At 67.8% G+C, this 15,205-nt stretch carries 17 protein-coding genes; 3 read left to right on the top strand and 14 right to left on the bottom strand.

Annotation, left to right across the window (positions count from 1 at the left end):
- Nucleotides 1–666 precede the first annotated feature (666 nt).
- The 3 genes from xoxF1 to xoxJ all read left to right on the top strand — a co-directional run bounded on the left by xoxF1 (nt 667) and on the right by xoxJ (nt 4,061).
- Nucleotides 667–2,472: a lanthanide-dependent methanol dehydrogenase XoxF1 gene (gene xoxF1, locus GGQ91_RS11765; RefSeq protein ID WP_043356691.1), complete on the top strand. Its 1,806-nt coding sequence runs from the start codon at nt 667–669 to the stop codon at nt 2,470–2,472.
- A gap of 132 nt (nt 2,473–2,604) precedes the next feature.
- Nucleotides 2,605–3,216 (top strand): c-type cytochrome, methanol metabolism-related, encoded by a 612-nt coding sequence (locus GGQ91_RS11760; protein ID WP_043383711.1) that lies wholly within the window; start codon nt 2,605–2,607, stop codon nt 3,214–3,216.
- Nucleotides 3,201–4,061: a rare earth element methanol dehydrogenase accessory protein XoxJ gene (gene xoxJ / locus GGQ91_RS11755; RefSeq protein WP_043356681.1), complete on the top strand. Its 861-nt coding sequence runs from the start codon at nt 3,201–3,203 to the stop codon at nt 4,059–4,061. Before GGQ91_RS11760 ends, xoxJ begins: the two co-directional genes overlap by 16 nt.
- Nucleotides 4,062–4,107: 46 nt before the next feature.
- Here xoxJ and folK read toward each other — a convergent pair whose 3' ends face one another.
- The 14 genes from folK to fhcD form a co-directional block, all read right to left on the bottom strand.
- The gene (folK, locus tag GGQ91_RS11750; protein WP_053608686.1) at nt 4,108–4,578 is read right to left on the bottom strand and encodes a 2-amino-4-hydroxy-6-hydroxymethyldihydropteridine diphosphokinase; all 471 of its coding nucleotides are present in this window, start codon (nt 4,576–4,578) and stop codon (nt 4,108–4,110) included.
- The gene (gene folB, locus GGQ91_RS11745; RefSeq protein ID WP_179698194.1) at nt 4,575–4,952 is read right to left on the bottom strand and encodes a dihydroneopterin aldolase; all 378 of its coding nucleotides are present in this window, start codon (nt 4,950–4,952) and stop codon (nt 4,575–4,577) included. Before folB ends, folK begins: the two co-directional genes overlap by 4 nt.
- A 2-nt stretch (nt 4,953–4,954) precedes the next feature.
- The gene (gene folP / locus GGQ91_RS11740) at nt 4,955–5,791 is read right to left on the bottom strand and encodes a dihydropteroate synthase (RefSeq protein WP_075381835.1); all 837 of its coding nucleotides are present in this window, start codon (nt 5,789–5,791) and stop codon (nt 4,955–4,957) included.
- Nucleotides 5,792–5,876: 85 nt separating this feature from the next.
- Nucleotides 5,877–6,239, bottom strand: a complete 363-nt coding sequence (locus tag GGQ91_RS11735) for a hypothetical protein (protein ID WP_043383718.1) — start codon at nt 6,237–6,239, stop codon at nt 5,877–5,879.
- A complete protein-coding gene (locus GGQ91_RS11730; protein WP_043383720.1) occupies nt 6,220–6,945 on the bottom strand; it encodes a hypothetical protein in 726 nt (241 codons plus the stop codon). Before GGQ91_RS11730 ends, GGQ91_RS11735 begins: the two co-directional genes overlap by 20 nt.
- A complete protein-coding gene (gene pqqE / locus GGQ91_RS11725) occupies nt 6,942–8,087 on the bottom strand; it encodes a pyrroloquinoline quinone biosynthesis protein PqqE (RefSeq protein ID WP_182591995.1) in 1,146 nt (381 codons plus the stop codon). The genes GGQ91_RS11730 and pqqE overlap by 4 nt, the downstream gene beginning before the upstream one ends.
- On the bottom strand, nt 8,084–9,166 hold the full coding sequence (gene pqqC / locus GGQ91_RS11720) for a pyrroloquinoline-quinone synthase PqqC (protein WP_043755616.1): 1,083 nt from the start codon (nt 9,164–9,166) through the stop codon (nt 8,084–8,086). The genes pqqE and pqqC overlap by 4 nt, the downstream gene beginning before the upstream one ends.
- 352 nt (nt 9,167–9,518) lie before the next feature.
- Nucleotides 9,519–10,418, bottom strand: coding sequence for a pyrroloquinoline quinone biosynthesis protein PqqB (pqqB, locus tag GGQ91_RS11715; RefSeq protein WP_182591994.1), 900 nt, complete (start codon nt 10,416–10,418; stop codon nt 9,519–9,521).
- A 32-nt stretch (nt 10,419–10,450) separates the two neighbouring features.
- Entirely contained in the window at nt 10,451–10,540 is a 90-nt protein-coding gene (pqqA, locus tag GGQ91_RS11710) for a pyrroloquinoline quinone precursor peptide PqqA (RefSeq protein WP_012317526.1), read from the bottom strand.
- 224 nt (nt 10,541–10,764) lie between these two features.
- Nucleotides 10,765–11,469 (bottom strand): response regulator transcription factor, encoded by a 705-nt coding sequence (locus GGQ91_RS11705; RefSeq protein ID WP_043357098.1) that lies wholly within the window; start codon nt 11,467–11,469, stop codon nt 10,765–10,767.
- Entirely contained in the window at nt 11,466–13,097 is a 1,632-nt protein-coding gene (locus GGQ91_RS11700; protein WP_182591993.1) for a sensor histidine kinase, read from the bottom strand. The genes GGQ91_RS11705 and GGQ91_RS11700 overlap by 4 nt, the downstream gene beginning before the upstream one ends.
- Nucleotides 13,098–13,163: 66 nt before the next feature.
- Nucleotides 13,164–13,370, bottom strand: coding sequence for a hypothetical protein (locus GGQ91_RS11695; RefSeq protein WP_043357102.1), 207 nt, complete (start codon nt 13,368–13,370; stop codon nt 13,164–13,166).
- A gap of 84 nt (nt 13,371–13,454) precedes the next feature.
- A complete protein-coding gene (locus GGQ91_RS11690) occupies nt 13,455–14,249 on the bottom strand; it encodes a formylmethanofuran dehydrogenase subunit C (protein ID WP_043357104.1) in 795 nt (264 codons plus the stop codon).
- A gap of 3 nt (nt 14,250–14,252) precedes the next feature.
- On the bottom strand, nt 14,253–15,200 hold the full coding sequence (gene fhcD / locus GGQ91_RS11685) for a formylmethanofuran--tetrahydromethanopterin N-formyltransferase (RefSeq protein ID WP_043357106.1): 948 nt from the start codon (nt 15,198–15,200) through the stop codon (nt 14,253–14,255).
- Nucleotides 15,201–15,205 lie beyond the last annotated feature (5 nt).

Genomic DNA, 15,205 nt, shown 5'->3' with positions numbered 1-15,205 from the left:
CGGCGGCATCACCCCGGCCAGAACCCGATCGTTCCGGACCCGGGACGATTCGGCAATTTGTCGCGCCTGACGCCGGCTGCGACGGACCGGATCCGCGAAAAATTCGGATGCGGCGACTGGGCGCAGACGGGCAAACCGGGAAAATTCGGCAATGACCGGGCGTCGGACCGTTCTGCAGTGCAGTTGACTCGCCGACGTCCCGCGCGTTCGCTTCGACCCGCCATGCGGCCAGACCAAGCGGGCGGCGCATGCAGACACCCAGCAAAGCTTGTTCGTTTGCAAGATCCGCATGGGAGGCGCCGACGTCTCCTTCAGTTCTGCCTCAAAGAACGGCAAGCTCCTTGTGCATCGCAGCATTTCTTTTCGCAAACGCATGACATCGACCATGCCTTTGTCATGCGAAGAGAAGCTTTCACCGTGTGACCACAGCCCTCGAACGGCGAGTTGACGGCGCTCAAAAATCTCTTAAGGTCCGTTCAAGCCTCGGTTTCGAGGGAGCCGCCTCAGGGATGGCGGTTCCTGGCTAGGGGATCAGTAGATCTCCTCGAAGTCCACTATGCCCGCTACCGAGGCGTCCATCCCTGTCGCAAACAGTCAGGTCGGAGTCCGCGTGACGCCGTTATCGCTGCGCGTCGCAAATACTCTCAAGACTTGTCGGAGGAACCCATGAGAGCGGTACATCTCCTTGCGCTCGGCGCAGGTGTCGCGGCCGTCGCCGCGCCGGCGCTGGCCAATGAAAGCGTCATGAAGGGCATCGCCAACCCGGCGGAACAGGTTCTTCAGACGGTTGATTACGCGAATACGCGTTATTCGAAGCTCGACCAGATCAACGCCAAGAACGTCAAGGATCTCCAGGTCGCCTGGACGTTCTCGACCGGCGTTCTGCGCGGCCACGAGGGCTCGCCGCTCGTCGTCGGCAACATCATGTACGTGCACACGCCGTTCCCGAACATCGTGTACGCCCTCGACCTCGACCACGAGGCGAAGATCATCTGGAAGTACGAGCCGAAGCAGGATCCGTCCGTGATCCCGGTCATGTGCTGTGACACGGTCAACCGTGGCCTGGCCTACGCCGACGGCGCCATCCTCCTGCACCAGGCCGACACCACCCTCGTGTCGCTCGACGCCAAGACCGGCAAGGTCAACTGGTCGGTCGTGAACGGCGATCCGAAGAAGGGCGAGACCAACACCGCCACGGTTCTGCCCGTGAAGGACAAGGTCATCGTCGGCATCTCCGGCGGCGAGTTCGGCGTGCAGTGCCACGTCACCGCCTACGACCTGAAGACCGGCAAGAAGGTGTGGCGCGGCTACTCCGAGGGCCCGGACGATCAGATGATCGTGGACCCGGAGAAGACCACGTCGCTCGGCAAGCCGATCGGCAAGGACTCCTCGCTGAAGACCTGGGAAGGCGATCAGTGGAAGACCGGCGGCGGCTGCACCTGGGGCTGGTTCTCGTACGACCCGAAGCTCGACCTGATGTACTACGGCTCGGGCAACCCCTCGACCTGGAACCCCAAGCAGCGTCCGGGCGACAACAAGTGGTCCATGACCATCTGGGCGCGTAACCCGGATACCGGCATGGCCAAGTGGGTCTACCAGATGACCCCGCACGACGAGTGGGACTACGACGGCATCAACGAAATGATCCTCACGGATCAGAAGGTTGACGGCAAGGACCAGCCGCTCCTGACCCACTTCGACCGTAACGGCTTCGGCTACACGCTGAACCGCGAGACCGGCGCCCTGCTCGTCGCCGAGAAGTTCGACCCGGCCGTCAACTGGGCGTCCAAGGTCGACATGGACAAGGGCTCGAAGAACTACGGCCGTCCGCTGGTCGTGTCGAAGTACTCGACCGAGCAGAACGGTGAGGACACCAACTCCAAGGGCATCTGCCCGGCGGCGCTGGGCACCAAGGATCAGCAGCCTGCGGCCTTCTCGCCGAAGACCAACCTGTTCTACGTGCCCACCAACCACGTCTGCATGGACTACGAGCCGTTCCGGGTGACCTACACCCCGGGCCAGCCCTACGTCGGTGCGACCCTCTCGATGTACCCGGCCCCGAACTCGCACGGCGGCATGGGCAACTTCATCGCGTGGGATGGCGTCAACGGCAAGATCAAGTGGTCCAACCCCGAGCAGTTCTCGGTGTGGTCCGGTGCTCTGGCCACCGCTGGCGACGTCGTGTTCTACGGCACGCTTGAGGGCTACCTGAAGGCGGTCGACGACAAGACCGGCAAGGAGCTGTTCAAGTTCAAGACCCCGTCGGGCATCATCGGTAACGTGATGACCTACCAGCACAAGGGCAAGCAGTACGTGGGCGTCCTGTCGGGCGTCGGCGGCTGGGCTGGCATCGGCCTCGCGGCCGGCCTGACCGACCCGAACGCCGGCCTCGGCGCGGTGGGTGGCTACGCGGCTCTGTCGCAGTACACCAACCTCGGCGGCCAGCTGACGGTCTTCGCCCTGCCGAACTAATCGGCCGCAGGGTTAGACGTGAAAAACGATGCCGGCGCGGGTTCCCGCGCCGGCATCCTTGTGATTAGACTTTCTCGCAAGAGGCTGCGGCTCGAGGGAGACGAAGAGCCTCGATCCAGGGAGACACATGCGTTGCTCAACCTCAGCAAGATCGTAACGCGGCCGGTTATCGCCGCCCTCGCCCTAGCGACCGTCTCGACGGTTGCCGTACATGCTGAGGATGCCAAGCCCGCCGACCCCAAGCTCGCCAATTCCTTGAACGCGAACGACAAGACCGCCGAGCAGGATCCCAAGCTGCTGAAGCAGGATGCTGCGACGAAGGTCGAGGACGGCAAGTATTTCGATGCCGACGGCCACCCGACGTTCCACGTGACCCAGGACGGCAAGATGCTCGACTGGTACACCTACTCGGGCTACCGCCGCTATCACGCCGAGTGCCACGTCTGCCACGGTCCGGACGGCATGGGTTCGACCTACGCGCCGGCGCTGAAGGATTCGCTGAAGCACCTCTCCTACGAGGAGTTCATCGGCATCCTGGCGGGCGGCAAGCAGGAGGTGAACTCCGCCGAGCAGAAGGTGATGCCGGCCTTCGGCGACAACAAGAACGTCATGTGCTACTCGGACGACCTGTACGTCTACCTCAAGGCGCGCGCCGCCGGGGCGATCGGGCGTATCCGTCCGTCGGATCATGAGGACAAGCCCGACACGGCCAAGAAGGCCGAGAAGGAATGCATGGGCGGCTGATGTCGTCTCTTGCCCGGATCGCCGTCCTCTGCGCCCTGACATTCACCGGGGCGCAGGGGGCTCTCGCCCAGCATCTGCCGGATACGGTCACCACGGACGTGCTGCGCGTCTGCGGGGATCCGGGCAACATGCCGTTCTCCGAACGCAAGGAGGACGGCTTCGAGAACAAGATCGCGGCGATCATCGCCGACGAATTGAAGATCAAGGTCCGCTACTACTGGCTGACCCAGGGTCCCGGCTTCGTGCGCAATACGCTCGGGACCGGCCTCTGCGATCTGATCATGGGTCAGGCCTTCGGCAGCGACCTCGTCCAGACCACCAATCCCTATTATCGGTCTGCCTATACGCTGGTCACGCGCAAGGGTGAGTACGAGGGCGTGACCGCCCTCGACGATCCGCGCCTGAAAGGCAAGAGCATCGGCGTGATCGCCGGGACGCCGCCGGTCAACCGCATGGGAGATCTCGGCCTCGTCTCGACCATGAAGGCCTACGCCCCCTATCAGCTCGACCCGGCCCGCAAGCATCAGACGGTCGCCGCCGAGATCATCGCGGCGCTGGCCGCCAAGGAGATCGACGCGGCCGTGCTGTGGGGGCCTGCGGCGGGCTGGCTCGCCAAGCAATCGGGCGTCGCGATGAATGTCGTGCCCCTGCTCAAGGAGCCGGAGCGGCCGCCGATGGCCTACCGGATCGCCATGGGCGTGCGGATCGGCGAGAACGATTGGAAGCGCTCGCTGAACACCGTCCTGCGCAAGCGTAAGGCCGATATCGACGCGGTCCTGCGCGCCTACGACGTGCCGCTCCTCGAAGAGGATGACAACAAGCTCGCGGAGCCGGCCGAGCGCTGACGCACCGTTGCGGGTCGCCGCTCGACGGCGACCCGGCCGGGTCGGCTCAGACGCGCGCGATGCCGGTCCGGTCGAGCTTCGCCAAGGCATCCACCACGCGCTCGCCGCCGATCACGAGGTCGGGTGCGATCTCGGCCAGCGGCACCAGCACGAAGGCCCGTTCACGGACATAGCGGTGCGGCAGAACGAGACGCGCGTCGTCGACGGCGGCGCCCTCGTAGGCCAGGACGTCGATGTCGATCACCCGCGGCCCCCAGCGCTCCTCGCGGACCCGGCCGAGATCGTGCTCCACGCGGAGGCAGGCGTCGAGCAGGCCATGCGGATCGAGACTCGTCTCCACCGCCACGGCCCCGTTGAGGAACCAAGGCTGATCGGTCTTGCCCCAGGGCGGCGTGCGGTAGTCGGAGGACCGGGCGATGAGGGTGATGCCCGGATCCGCCGCGAGGCCCGCGACTGCGCGGTCGAGCATCGCGGCCATGTCGCCGACATTGCTGCCGATACCCAGATAGGCCCTCATCGGCCGGCTCCGCGACGACGCATGATCTCGATGCTGACGCTGTCCAGAATGGCGGGAACGGGAGCGCTCGGCTTGTCGACGCGGACCGCGACGGCATCGATCAGCGTGAAACGCGCCAGGATCTCCGCGGCGATGGCTTCGGCCAGGGCTTCGATCAGGTTGAATCGATGCTCGGTGGCGATCGCGACCGCCACCGCGGTGAGATCGGCGTAGCTCACGGTGCCGGCCACATCATCCGAGCGGCCCGCCGCGCCGAGGTCGAGCTGCGCTTCGAGGGAAATGTAGAAGCGCTGGCCCAGCACGGCCTCTTCGGCCAGCACGCCGTGTCGGCCGAACACCGCGATGCGGGTGACGCGGATCAGGTCGCCGGCCATGCTCAGCGCGCCTCCGGCCGCATCACGGCATCGACGACGCGCATCGCGTCGACATGCGCCGCAACGTCATGCACGCGCACGATGTCGGCACCGAGCGTCGCCGCGACGGCGTGGGCCGCGAGGGAGCCGGTGAGACGGTCCGCCGGCCGGGTCTCGCGATCATGCAGGCGTCCGAGAAGCGACTTGCGGGAAACACCGACCAGGACCGGAAACCCGAGGGCGCGGATCTCGGGCAGCCGCCGCAGCGCCTCGAGATGCTGGTTCCAGCTCTTGCCGAAGCCGACACCCGGGTCGAGCACGATCTCGGAATCGGCGAGGCCGGCGCGATGGGCGATGGTGAGGGACCGCTCGAAGAAGGCGAGCATGTCGGCCACGATGTCGAGATCCGGGTCGATCGTTTCCCGGTTGTGCATGATGATCACGGGCGCGCCGTGTGCCGCCGCCACGGAGGCGATGTCGGGCTCACGCTGGAGCCCCCAGACGTCATTCACGATCCGGGCACCGGCCTCCAGCGCGAGGCGGGCCGTGGACGCCTTGTAGGTGTCGATGGAGATCGGCACCGGCAGACGGGGCGCGATTGCCCGGATCACCGGCAGGACGCGCGCCTGCTCCTCCTCGGCCGGGACCGGAACGTGACCGGGCCGGGTGGACTCCCCACCGATGTCGAGTATCGCCGCGCCCTCTGCGACGAGGCGCTCGGCCTGGGCCACGGCTTCGGCCTCCCCGGCGAACAACCCACCGTCCGAGAAGGAATCGGGCGTGACGTTGAGGATGCCCATGACCAGCGTGCGGCCGCCCAGAGCAGGCAGCAGAGCGGACAGGCTGGAGGAGGGTGTCACGGTGCGGGTCCCGTTCACGAGCGCGGTTCGGGAGCCGGTGTGCGCGAATCGCGAGGCCGGCGCAACGCCGGCCTCGCCTCGCAACTCAGCCGTGATAGCAGCGAATCTCGGCTTCGGCCTGGGCGCGGCGCAGGTCCGCCACCTTGTCGTCGAAGATTTTGGTCGACTTGAACTCGTTCGCCCGGTTGCCGATGCCCTGCCGCATCGACAGGATGGTGCTCGCCTGGACGTACTTGTCGTACGGCAGGATCGCGGCGAGCTGGTCGAGCGAGCAGGAGCATTTCTGCAGGCTCTCGCGAGTCTGGCCGTTGGCGGCCATGCAGCCGAACACGTAATCGACCCGCGCGTCGGTCGGGTAATCGTTCTCCTCGGCGGCCCAGCCGGCCAGGCCCGACAGCGTCAGGGCGAGGGCAGCCAGGGCGCCCCGTTCAGCCAGCCTTCTGATCATAGTTCAGCTTCTCCTCAAGCAACTCACCGCCATCCGCGCTCTTCGACGACGCCTCGATCGAGACGATCTCACCCGGGACGGACGGGGCAGTGACGAAGGTATAGGTCATGTCGTCCAGGCCGCGCATGCGCTGCGCCATGGAGTCGCCCTGAAAGGGCTTCGTTACCACGCGCCAGCCGTCGACTTCGCGGCCGCCGACCGTCACCTTCGTCGGCGTCACGGTCGCCTTCTCACGCAGACCCTTGCGGATGGCGAGCTTGAGGTAGCGCGGATTGGCCTCCAACACCTTGGCCAAGCCACGCAGGTGGTTCTCCAGGAACAGGGAGACGATCGGGTTACCCGCCATGTCCTCGAACGGGCCGGCCGGCACACGGTTCAGCCCGGAAAACATCACGACGCTGATATCCCGGCCTTCCGCGCTCTTTCCGGGCTCGACCTTCAGCTGGACCGTGTCTTCCAGCGGTGCCCCGAACGGCCCCTTCGCGATGCCCGAACGGCGCAGATAATCATAGGTCAGCGTCGACCCCGGCGCCGCATTCTTCATATGCGGCTGGTCAAACAGCAGATCCGCGGCGGACGGCGCAGCGGCCGCGTTGGCCTGGGTCACGATGGCGGGCTTCGACGCATCCTCGGCGAGGGCCGGCAGCACGGCCAGCCCGAGCGCGACGGACGTCGTAGCAAGACCCTTTACGACAAGACCTCTCACGAGTGGACTTCCTCCTTGAGCGGCGACCGAACGTTGCTGCCGATCGTCCGATAAATGTAATCCGGCGGGTTTTCCGCAGCTTCCTCCGCGGCAAGGGCCCGCACCTTGGCGTGGAGCGGGGAGAGCGAGCAGGCAGGATCGGTGGCGGCCGCGTCCCCGGCAAGGGCCAGGGCCTGACAGCGGCAACCGCCCCAGTCCTTCTCGCGCCGGTCGCAGGAGCGACAAGGCTCCTTCATCCAGTCGGTGCCGCGATAGGCGGTGAAGGCGGGCGAGTCGCGCCAGATCTCGCCCAGCGCGTGATCGTTGACGTTCCAGAATTCCAGCCCCGGGATCGTCTCTGCCGCGTGGCAGGGGAGGACCTTGCCCTGGGGCGTCACGTTCATCAGCTTGCGGCCCCAGCCGCCCGCGCAGGCCTTGGGATATTTCGCATAATAGTCCGGTACGACGAGGTCGATGACGAGCTGGCCCTTCAGGCGCTCCCGGGCTGCCTCGACGATCCGGATCGACTCGTCCACCTGCGCCTTGTCGGGCATCAGCGCCGCGCGGTTGACGTAGGCCCAGCCGTAATACTGCGTGTGCGCCACCTCGAGCCGCTTGGCGCCCATCTTCACCGCGAGGTCGATGAAGCCCGCCACCTCGTGGATGTTGCCGCGGTGAATCACCGAATTCAGCGTCAGGGGCAGGCCGAGTTCGACAACCTTGGCGGCGAACTCGAACTTCTGCGGCTGGGCGTTCTTGAGTCCGCCGATCTTCTCGGCATTCTGCGCGTCGACGCCCTGCACCGAGAGCTGCACGTGGTCGAGCCCGACATCGTAGAGCGCCTGGAGCTTCGCGAGCGCCCCGCCGACGCCGGAGGTGATCAGGTTCGAGTAGAGGCCGAGATCGGCGCAGGTCTTGGTGATCTCGACGATGTCGTTGCGTGCCGTCGGCTCGCCGCCGGACAGGTGCACGTGCAGGACGCCGAGGGCCGCGGCCTCCCCGAGCACGCGCTTCCACGTCTGCGTGTCGAGCTCGCCCGACCGGCGGTCGAGTTCCAGCGGATTCGAGCAATAGGGGCAGCGCAGCGGGCAGCGATGGGTCAGCTCAGCGAGCAGACCCACCGGGGCCGGCGCATCGGGCCGGTTCGGCGTCAGCGCATTCATCGCTCAAGAACCCGTTTCTCCGCGAGGCCGTCGAGCATCACCAGGATGTCGGCCTCAATGGCCCGCGGCTCGGCCGCGTACGTCTTTCCGAGCTCGTCCGCGATGTCGGCGACGCTGCGCGCGCCGTCCACGAGCTTGAGCACCGCGACGGCGTTGTCGTCGAGATCGAAGGTGCGCTCGGGGGCGAGCAGAACCCACTTGCCGCGGGTTTCGTCGTTGCGCAGCCGGACGCCGCGCGGCAGCCGCGGACGGTCGCCGGCAGCCATCTTCCGGTTCCCGCCAACCCGGGCCGGAGATGCCTCGTTCACGAGGCCTTCGCCCGGTTGCCACGCGTCCGGGGGGACCATCCCGGGGGAAACGTAGGCGAAGTACAGGGCGTCGAGCTGCGTCCAGAGGACGTTGCACTTGAACGTCAGCGCCGCCATGGCCTTCCGCTGCAGCTCCGGCGTGGTCGCGTGCTGCTTGACGTAGTCCAGGGCGAAATCGGCATCCCGCGGCGCCTGGGTGAGACGCTTGTCGAAATACGCCAGCGTCTCCTTGGTGATGAAGTCATAGTTCTTCAGCATCCCGGCGACACGCTCCGAGATGATCGTCGGCGAGAACATCTCGGTCAGCGACGAGGCGATCGCCTCCAGGAGCGTCTTCTCGGTGACGAAATGCACATAGGCCTCGACCGAGAACTTCGTGGCCGAGAGAATGCCGCGGGTCGACAGGACGTAGTCGCGGTCGAAGCCCACGCCCTCGGCGAGCTTCAGCCAACGCTCGATACCGCCGTCACCCTCGTGGTCGCCGTCATGGTCGACGATGCGCTGGCGCCAGATCCGCCGCAGCGACGCGTCGGTCATGCGCGCCAGCACGGCGGCATCCTTCACCGGAATCATCGCCTGGTAGTAGTAGCGGTTCAAGGCCCAGGCCCGGACCTGATCCTTCGACAATTTGCCGTCATGGAGCAGGCGGTGGAACGGATGCAGGTTGTGGTACCGGCGCGCGCCGATGTCGCGCAGGGCGGCTTCCAGCTCCGCGGGGCTCAGGAGACGCTGGCTGTCGGCGGTGTCGGGGGTCGGGAAGACTGCGTTCATGGCGTTTCCGGCGTCCGTCCTCGGGTCGCGTTTCCTGTGCGGTCGTTCCGCCCTCGGCAACGGGGCGAATGCCGTGCTTCAACGACAATATAGTGCCGGCGGCTTCCAGGCCCAACCGGATGACCCGGACGCGTGCCCCATTCGCGCGGCCAGCACCTGCGACACAGGGCGCGTACGAAATCCGTCCAACCTCTCGGTCGCCGAGGCACCTCGCCCGATGCGACGGAGACTCAACGTTCGACCCCAGCCTGGGGCGCGGCGATGCCGCGACGGAGTCCTCCTCGGACGCCTCAGGATGAGGATGCGGAAGGGGTCGACCGGATTCTACGTGCGCTCCACTGTCGTCACAGCCTCAAAGCGACAGGCTCAGGCCGTCATGGGCTACGGTCCAGCCGGCGGCCTCGACATCCGCCCGTTCCGGAGAGCCTTCGACCAGGACCGGATTGGTGTTGTTGATGTGCACGAAGATACGGCGCCCGATCTCGACGGAACCCAGGGCGTCGATCGAGCCGTTCTCACCGCGCATCGGCACATGGCCCATGCGCCAGCCGGTCTTGGTGCCGACGCCCGCCCGGATCATGTCGTCGTCGTGCAGGACGGTGCCGTCGAACAGCAGCGCGTCCACGCCGGCGATGCGGGCGCGCAGCCCGTCCGTCACCCGGGCACAGCCGGGGATGTAGGCGAGGCGCCGGCCACCGGCCTCGATCAATGCGCCGACCGTCGTCTCGGTCTCGGCGCCGATCTCCAGGGTCTCGTCCTCGAGCCAGAGCGGCACCTTGCCGGGAACGGGGAAGAGGGTGACCGACAGGCCGGGCAGGGGCTCGAAACGCTGATCCATCCCGATCGGCTGGCGGTCGACCACGCCCTCGGCCATCACGTCGAACACGCGATTGGCATTCACCGATTCGAGGATGCCGCGGGTGCCGTAGAGCGTGTAGGGCTGGCCTTCGCGGAGGGTCAGGAGACCCGCAACGTGGTCGACATCCCCGTTCGTCAGCAGCACCGCCTTGATCGGCGAATGGCGCAGGCCCTCGCGCGGGTGCATCTGCGCATTGTCGAAGAGCTGTTGCCGGATGTCCGGCGAGGCATTGATGAGCAGCCAATCAGACCCGTCGGCGGAGACCGCGATACTCGACTGGGTCCGGGGGCGTACCCGGTCCGGTTCGGACCGTGCCAGCGAACAGATGGGGCAGCGGCAATTCCACTGGGGAAGGCCGCCGCCAGCCGCAGAACCGAGGATCACGACGCGCATGTGCGGCTCCCGAGATCCCCGGTCCGTAAAACTCAGTTGAAGGTGTCGATCTCAGCCGACTCGTAGCTCGTCACTTCCATGCCGACGCAGATCTCGGACACGATCGGGGCAGCCCACTTCATGGTGTTTCTCCTCAGGCGATATCTTCACCGAGCGTCACGCGGATCCTAAGAGGACCCTAAGACACTGATGGCGCTCTCATTTCTGGCGCGGGAGAGGTATCGACGATTCAGGCGCGGGCTACAAGCACTAAGTTGCCGGATCCTCCCAAATTTTTCGTGAGAGACTTCCTAAACGCCCGGAAACCATCACGAAACGCGCCGCCCTGCGACTAAAGTACAGTGGCTCACTGTCGAAAGTCGGGACCGCGCAGTTCGAGCATGAATCCCTTGCCACGCACCGTGACCAGGCCGGGACCGCCGTAGCGGACGAAATCGGCCATCTTCGAGCGCAGATAGCCGATATAGACGTCGACCACGTTGAGCGAGAGGCCACCCTGGCTGGCCCAGAGTCGGTCGAAGATATCGGCTCGGGAGACCGGCTTGCCGATGTTCTCCATCAACATGCCGAGCAGGTCGGCCTCGCGGGGGGTGAGGCGGGCGCTGGCCTCGCCGCAGCTGGCCTGCCGGGTCTCGAGGTCCAGCATCAGCTTGCCGACGGTGATGCGCGACCGCGGTGCCTCCGCCTGCTCGCGCCGCATCAGATGGGTCCGCAGGCGGGCGACCAGCTCGTCGAACTCGAAGGGTTTGATGATGTAGTCGTCGGCGCCGAGCGCCAGCCCTTCAGCCCGGTCACGAATCTCGTCCCGGGCGGAGAGGAACAGGATCGCCCCGGGAAAGCCGCCCTCCCGCAGGGAGCGGCAGACGTCGTGCCCCGACCCGTCCGGGAGGTTGATGTCGAGGAGCACGGCGCCGGGGGCCGGATCGTGGGCGGCCTTGAGCGCCTCGTCCACGCAGGCTGCCGTCCCGACTTCAAATCCCTCGGCTTCCAGGCCCCGAGCCAGAAGGCCGCGGATGTCGATGTCGTCCTCGACGATCAGGATCCGCGTCATGCGGCCGACTCCTTCACCTGCCCGCCGGTCGCGCCGTCGACCGGCCCCGCATCCCATGCCGGATCGAGGGCCGGGATGTCCAGGGTCACGCGGGCGCCGCGCCCGTCGGGCCCGGCACCGAGCCGAATCGTGCCGCCATGCTGCTCGACGATCCAGCGCGCCAGGGCGAGGCCGATGCCGAACCCGGTCTCGTCGGGACCCGCCCCCGATCCACGCCTGAAACGTTCGAACAGGTCGGCTTCGGATGCATTGAAGCCCGGACCGTCGTCCGTGACGGTGATCCGCCCGACGGGTCCCGGGCCCGCCGCCAGGGCGACCTCGACGCGGGTGAGGCCGGCGGCATGACGCAGGGCGTTGTCCACGAGGCTCTCGACGGTCTGGCGGATCCATTCGCGGTCGGCGAGGCACTCGACGTCCCGGGTGCCGGGATCGAGGCCGAGGCCGACGCGACGGCGGGCCGCTTCGGAGCTCATGTTGTCCACCGCCTCCGCGAGGAGCTGAGCGAGTCCCAGACGGCGCTTGTCGAACTCGATCTCGCCGGATTCCGAGCGCGCAACCCGCAGCAGGTCCTCGACCCGCAGCTTGAGACGCTGCGCCCGCTTCTTGATCGTCGCGAAAACCGGATTCGGGTCGGCGCCCCGGGATGCGCCGCGCAGGGCGAGGTCGCACTCGCCCAGGATGACCGTGAGGGGGGTGCGCAGCTCGTGGCTGACATCGGCGAAGAAGCGGCGCCGGGATTGGTCGACGGCTTCGAGGCGGGCGTTGGCGGCCCGCAGATCGGCCGTGCGTGCCGCCACGGTATCCTCCAGCGCCGCCCGGTCGGCCGCAACCCGCGATTCCCGCCGGGCGAGACGGGCGGCCATGCGGTTGACGTTGGTCATCAGCAGTCCGAGTTCGTCGCGCGTGGCGACGGAGAGCCGGGTGTCGAGGGCGCCGTGGCCGATGGCGCTCGCGGCCCTGCGGACCTCCTCGATCCGCGCCAGAGTCGGCCGGGTGACGCCGCGGTAGAGGATCGCCAGCAGCACGAGAGCCGCCGCCACCGCGGCGGCGGCGGCCAGACGCAGGCGCTCCGACAGCGCCCGGGCCTGCTCGGAGCCGAGGGCCATGCTGCGCCGTTCGGCCTCGATCAGGAAGGACAGGGGCTGGCCGGTCATGGCGCCGAAGCCGTTGAGCGCCCCCTTGATGGCGTCCTGGCGCCGCTCCGGATCGGTCTGGCGGCTGATCAGCGACACCTGCCGGTCCAGGACGGCGCGGGCCGCGCGCAGCTGGGCCATGGGGCGCGTACGGGCGGCGTACTGCATCCGGTCGGCCGGGTCGTCGCTCGGCGGGAAGCTCTTGGCGAGCGCCTCATCCACGGTGGTCAGGGCGCGGTCGGCATTGTCTCGGGCGATCGCCATCGCCTCGGGCTGGCCGTCGGGATTGCCGACGGTCTCCACGGCCGCCATGCCGAACTGGGTGAGGCGGCCCGACAGCTCGGCCAGAAGTTCCAGGCGACGCTGGGCCTCGAGGGTGCGGTCGACGGTCCGTTCCGCCGCCCCGATCGCCGCCAGCGCGGCCGCGGCCGCCAGCATCACGACGATGGCGGTGCCCCCGAGCAACAGGGCGAAGCGGACCTTCAGCGAGCGCATCGTGGTCGTCGCGCCGTCAATGCGGGACCGAGCATGTCACCGTCCGGCCGCTGAGCCAAGGTGCCGTCACAGATCCTTCGGCAGGCTGCCCTTGGCGGCGCAGCGCCAGCGTTCCACGTGCCATTCGGGATGCGCGGCCTGCCAGGTCGCCAGCGCACTCTGCGAGTTGCGCAGGCAGACGAACGGGCTCGCTTTCTCGAACGACATCTCGATCCGGTCCTCGCGGCAGGTCGAGGGTTGGGCGACGAGGCAGATCGACAGCAGCAGCAACATGGGCGTGTCCCCGGGTTGCCGGCCTCGATCGGGCCGGCTTGGCGGAGAGCATAGGACGCGTCCACGCCCCTTGCCCAGGCGGCGTCAGGCCGCGACCCAGATCTCGCCCTTGGCGATGGTGGCGAGGTCGCCCGAGTAGCGACGCAGCGGCTTGGCGAGCAGGTCGGCATGCTCGGCGCTGAGGCCGCGCAGCGCCTTCGCCAGGAGCCGGAGGAACACGAGATCGTGCGTCCCCGTCTCCACGAAGGTCGAAGCCATCCGGCCGTGCGCACCCAGGAGAAGCGTTCCGCGGCGCATGCCGAGACCGGGGTGATCGCCCACCGCGAGGGCCGCCAGGGTTCCGGCGATCATGCGCGATCCCGCGAAGGCCCCCGCGCGTCCGGCCACGATCGTCCCGCGCCGCATCCGGTCGCCGAGATGGGCGCCGGCCGTGCCGCGAATGATCAGGGTCGCACCGTCGAGCCCGGCCTTGGCGGCATAGACCGCACCGCCGGCGTAATCTCCGGCATCGCCCTCGATGGTGATCGTGCCGCCGGTGGCGCCGGAGGCCGCATAGGGCCCGGCATGGCCTGTGACGGTGACGCGGCCGCCCGCCATGCCGGCGCCGAGGCGCTGGCCGACATCGCCGGTGACCCGGATCGTGCCCGCCGACAGGGAGGCGCCGACCCGGTCGAGACGCTCGTGGCCGCCCTCGAGGGTCAGGGTGTCGGAGCCGTCCAACGAGACGGCGAAGCAGTCGCCGAGGCGCACGCCGGTCCGGGTGGTCCCGACCTCCAGGCGCTCGGCTTCGCCCTGCGACAGGCGGCTCAGAGCCGCGGGGTTGATGTTGAGGAAGTCCAGGCGCTCCGGCGGAGCCGCACGCAGGGTGAGGGTGCTCAAGGCTCAGCCCTCCGTCTTGGCGTCGTCGCGCGCGATCAGGTCGCGCAGATGGTAGTGGTGGCGGCCGAGATTGCCGCCGTAATTTCCGGCCGTGACCGCGATCAGCCCGTGCTTGCCGCCGATCTCGGTAGCCGCGTGCAGGCCGGCGCGCATCGAGTCGGACACGCCCTGCGAGGTCAGGGCGTCGATCACGATTTCCAGCACCACGCCGCATTCGGCCGGGAGCGCCGAGCCGGCGCGCCCCTTGAGGGTCGGGCAGTAAGCGTCGTTGGTCGAGGCCATCATGCCCTTGGTCCGGCCGCCGACCTTGGAGCCGGAGCGGACGATGCCGCCGGGGAACGGCAGGATCGCGCCCGGCACCGCCTTGGCGGCCTCCACGGCGATCTCGGCGACCTTCAGCGTCTCGGCATGGTTGCGACCGAGGAACAGCAGGTTGCCGCCACCGACCGCGCCGTCCACGGCCCGGACCGTGTCCTCGCAGAGGAACTCGCCGTCCATCACCGGGATGCGCCAGTAGCGCCGGGCCTTGCCGGTGGCGTCGGGCAGGCGCTTGGCCACCGCGAAGCCGTCACCGAAATAGCGGATCGCGCCGCCGAGCTTGATCTTGGTCGGCCCGTCGACGCCGGCGTAGCAGGCGGTGCCCGGGCAGGTGAGAATGCACTGGCCGACCCGCTTGATCAGCTGGTCCTTGAGGCCGTTCGGCTCGAAGCCGAACAGCAGGATGCGCACGCCCGGCCGCCCGTCGGGAGTCTCCTCCGGCGACAGCTCGGCGTCGATGCCCGCCTCGGCGCCGCAGCCGATCACCGAGGTGGCGAAGCCCGTCATCGTGGTGGCGGCGATCATCGCCCACTTGGCGGTGTCGTTCGTGACGATGATGGCGGTGCCGGCCACATCGAACGCTTCCGCGAAGGTGTCGATGACCGGGATGCCGTTGAGGGAGAGGTCAGACATCGTTC

It is taken from the genome of Methylobacterium fujisawaense (genome assembly GCF_014138435.1).
GTDB classification, from domain to species: domain Bacteria; phylum Pseudomonadota; class Alphaproteobacteria; order Rhizobiales; family Beijerinckiaceae; genus Methylobacterium; species Methylobacterium fujisawaense.
This window is presented reverse-complemented; position numbering and strand designations above follow the sequence as displayed.

Excerpts from the sequence above, each read along its gene's own strand:
- xoxF1 (WP_043356691.1), top strand. The coding sequence starts at position 667 with ATGAGAGCGGTACATCTCCTTGCGCTCGGCGCAGGTGTCGCGGCCGTC.
- xoxJ (WP_043356681.1), top strand. The coding sequence starts at position 3,201 with ATGCATGGGCGGCTGATGTCGTCTCTTGCCCGGATCGCCGTCCTCTGC.
- folK (WP_053608686.1), bottom strand. The coding sequence starts at position 4,578 with ATGAGGGCCTATCTGGGTATCGGCAGCAATGTCGGCGACATGGCCGCG.
- folB (WP_179698194.1), bottom strand. The coding sequence starts at position 4,952 with ATGGCCGGCGACCTGATCCGCGTCACCCGCATCGCGGTGTTCGGCCGA.
- GGQ91_RS11735 (WP_043383718.1), bottom strand. The coding sequence starts at position 6,239 with ATGATCAGAAGGCTGGCTGAACGGGGCGCCCTGGCTGCCCTCGCCCTG.
- pqqE (WP_182591995.1), bottom strand. The coding sequence starts at position 8,087 with ATGAATGCGCTGACGCCGAACCGGCCCGATGCGCCGGCCCCGGTGGGT.
- pqqC (WP_043755616.1), bottom strand. The coding sequence starts at position 9,166 with ATGAACGCAGTCTTCCCGACCCCCGACACCGCCGACAGCCAGCGTCTC.
- pqqB (WP_182591994.1), bottom strand. The coding sequence starts at position 10,418 with ATGCGCGTCGTGATCCTCGGTTCTGCGGCTGGCGGCGGCCTTCCCCAG.
- pqqA (WP_012317526.1), bottom strand. The coding sequence starts at position 10,540 with ATGAAGTGGGCTGCCCCGATCGTGTCCGAGATCTGCGTCGGCATGGAA.
- GGQ91_RS11705 (WP_043357098.1), bottom strand. The coding sequence starts at position 11,469 with ATGACGCGGATCCTGATCGTCGAGGACGACATCGACATCCGCGGCCTT.
- GGQ91_RS11700 (WP_182591993.1), bottom strand. The coding sequence starts at position 13,097 with ATGCGCTCGCTGAAGGTCCGCTTCGCCCTGTTGCTCGGGGGCACCGCC.
- GGQ91_RS11695 (WP_043357102.1), bottom strand. The coding sequence starts at position 13,370 with ATGTTGCTGCTGCTGTCGATCTGCCTCGTCGCCCAACCCTCGACCTGC.
- fhcD (WP_043357106.1), bottom strand. The coding sequence starts at position 15,200 with ATGTCTGACCTCTCCCTCAACGGCATCCCGGTCATCGACACCTTCGCG.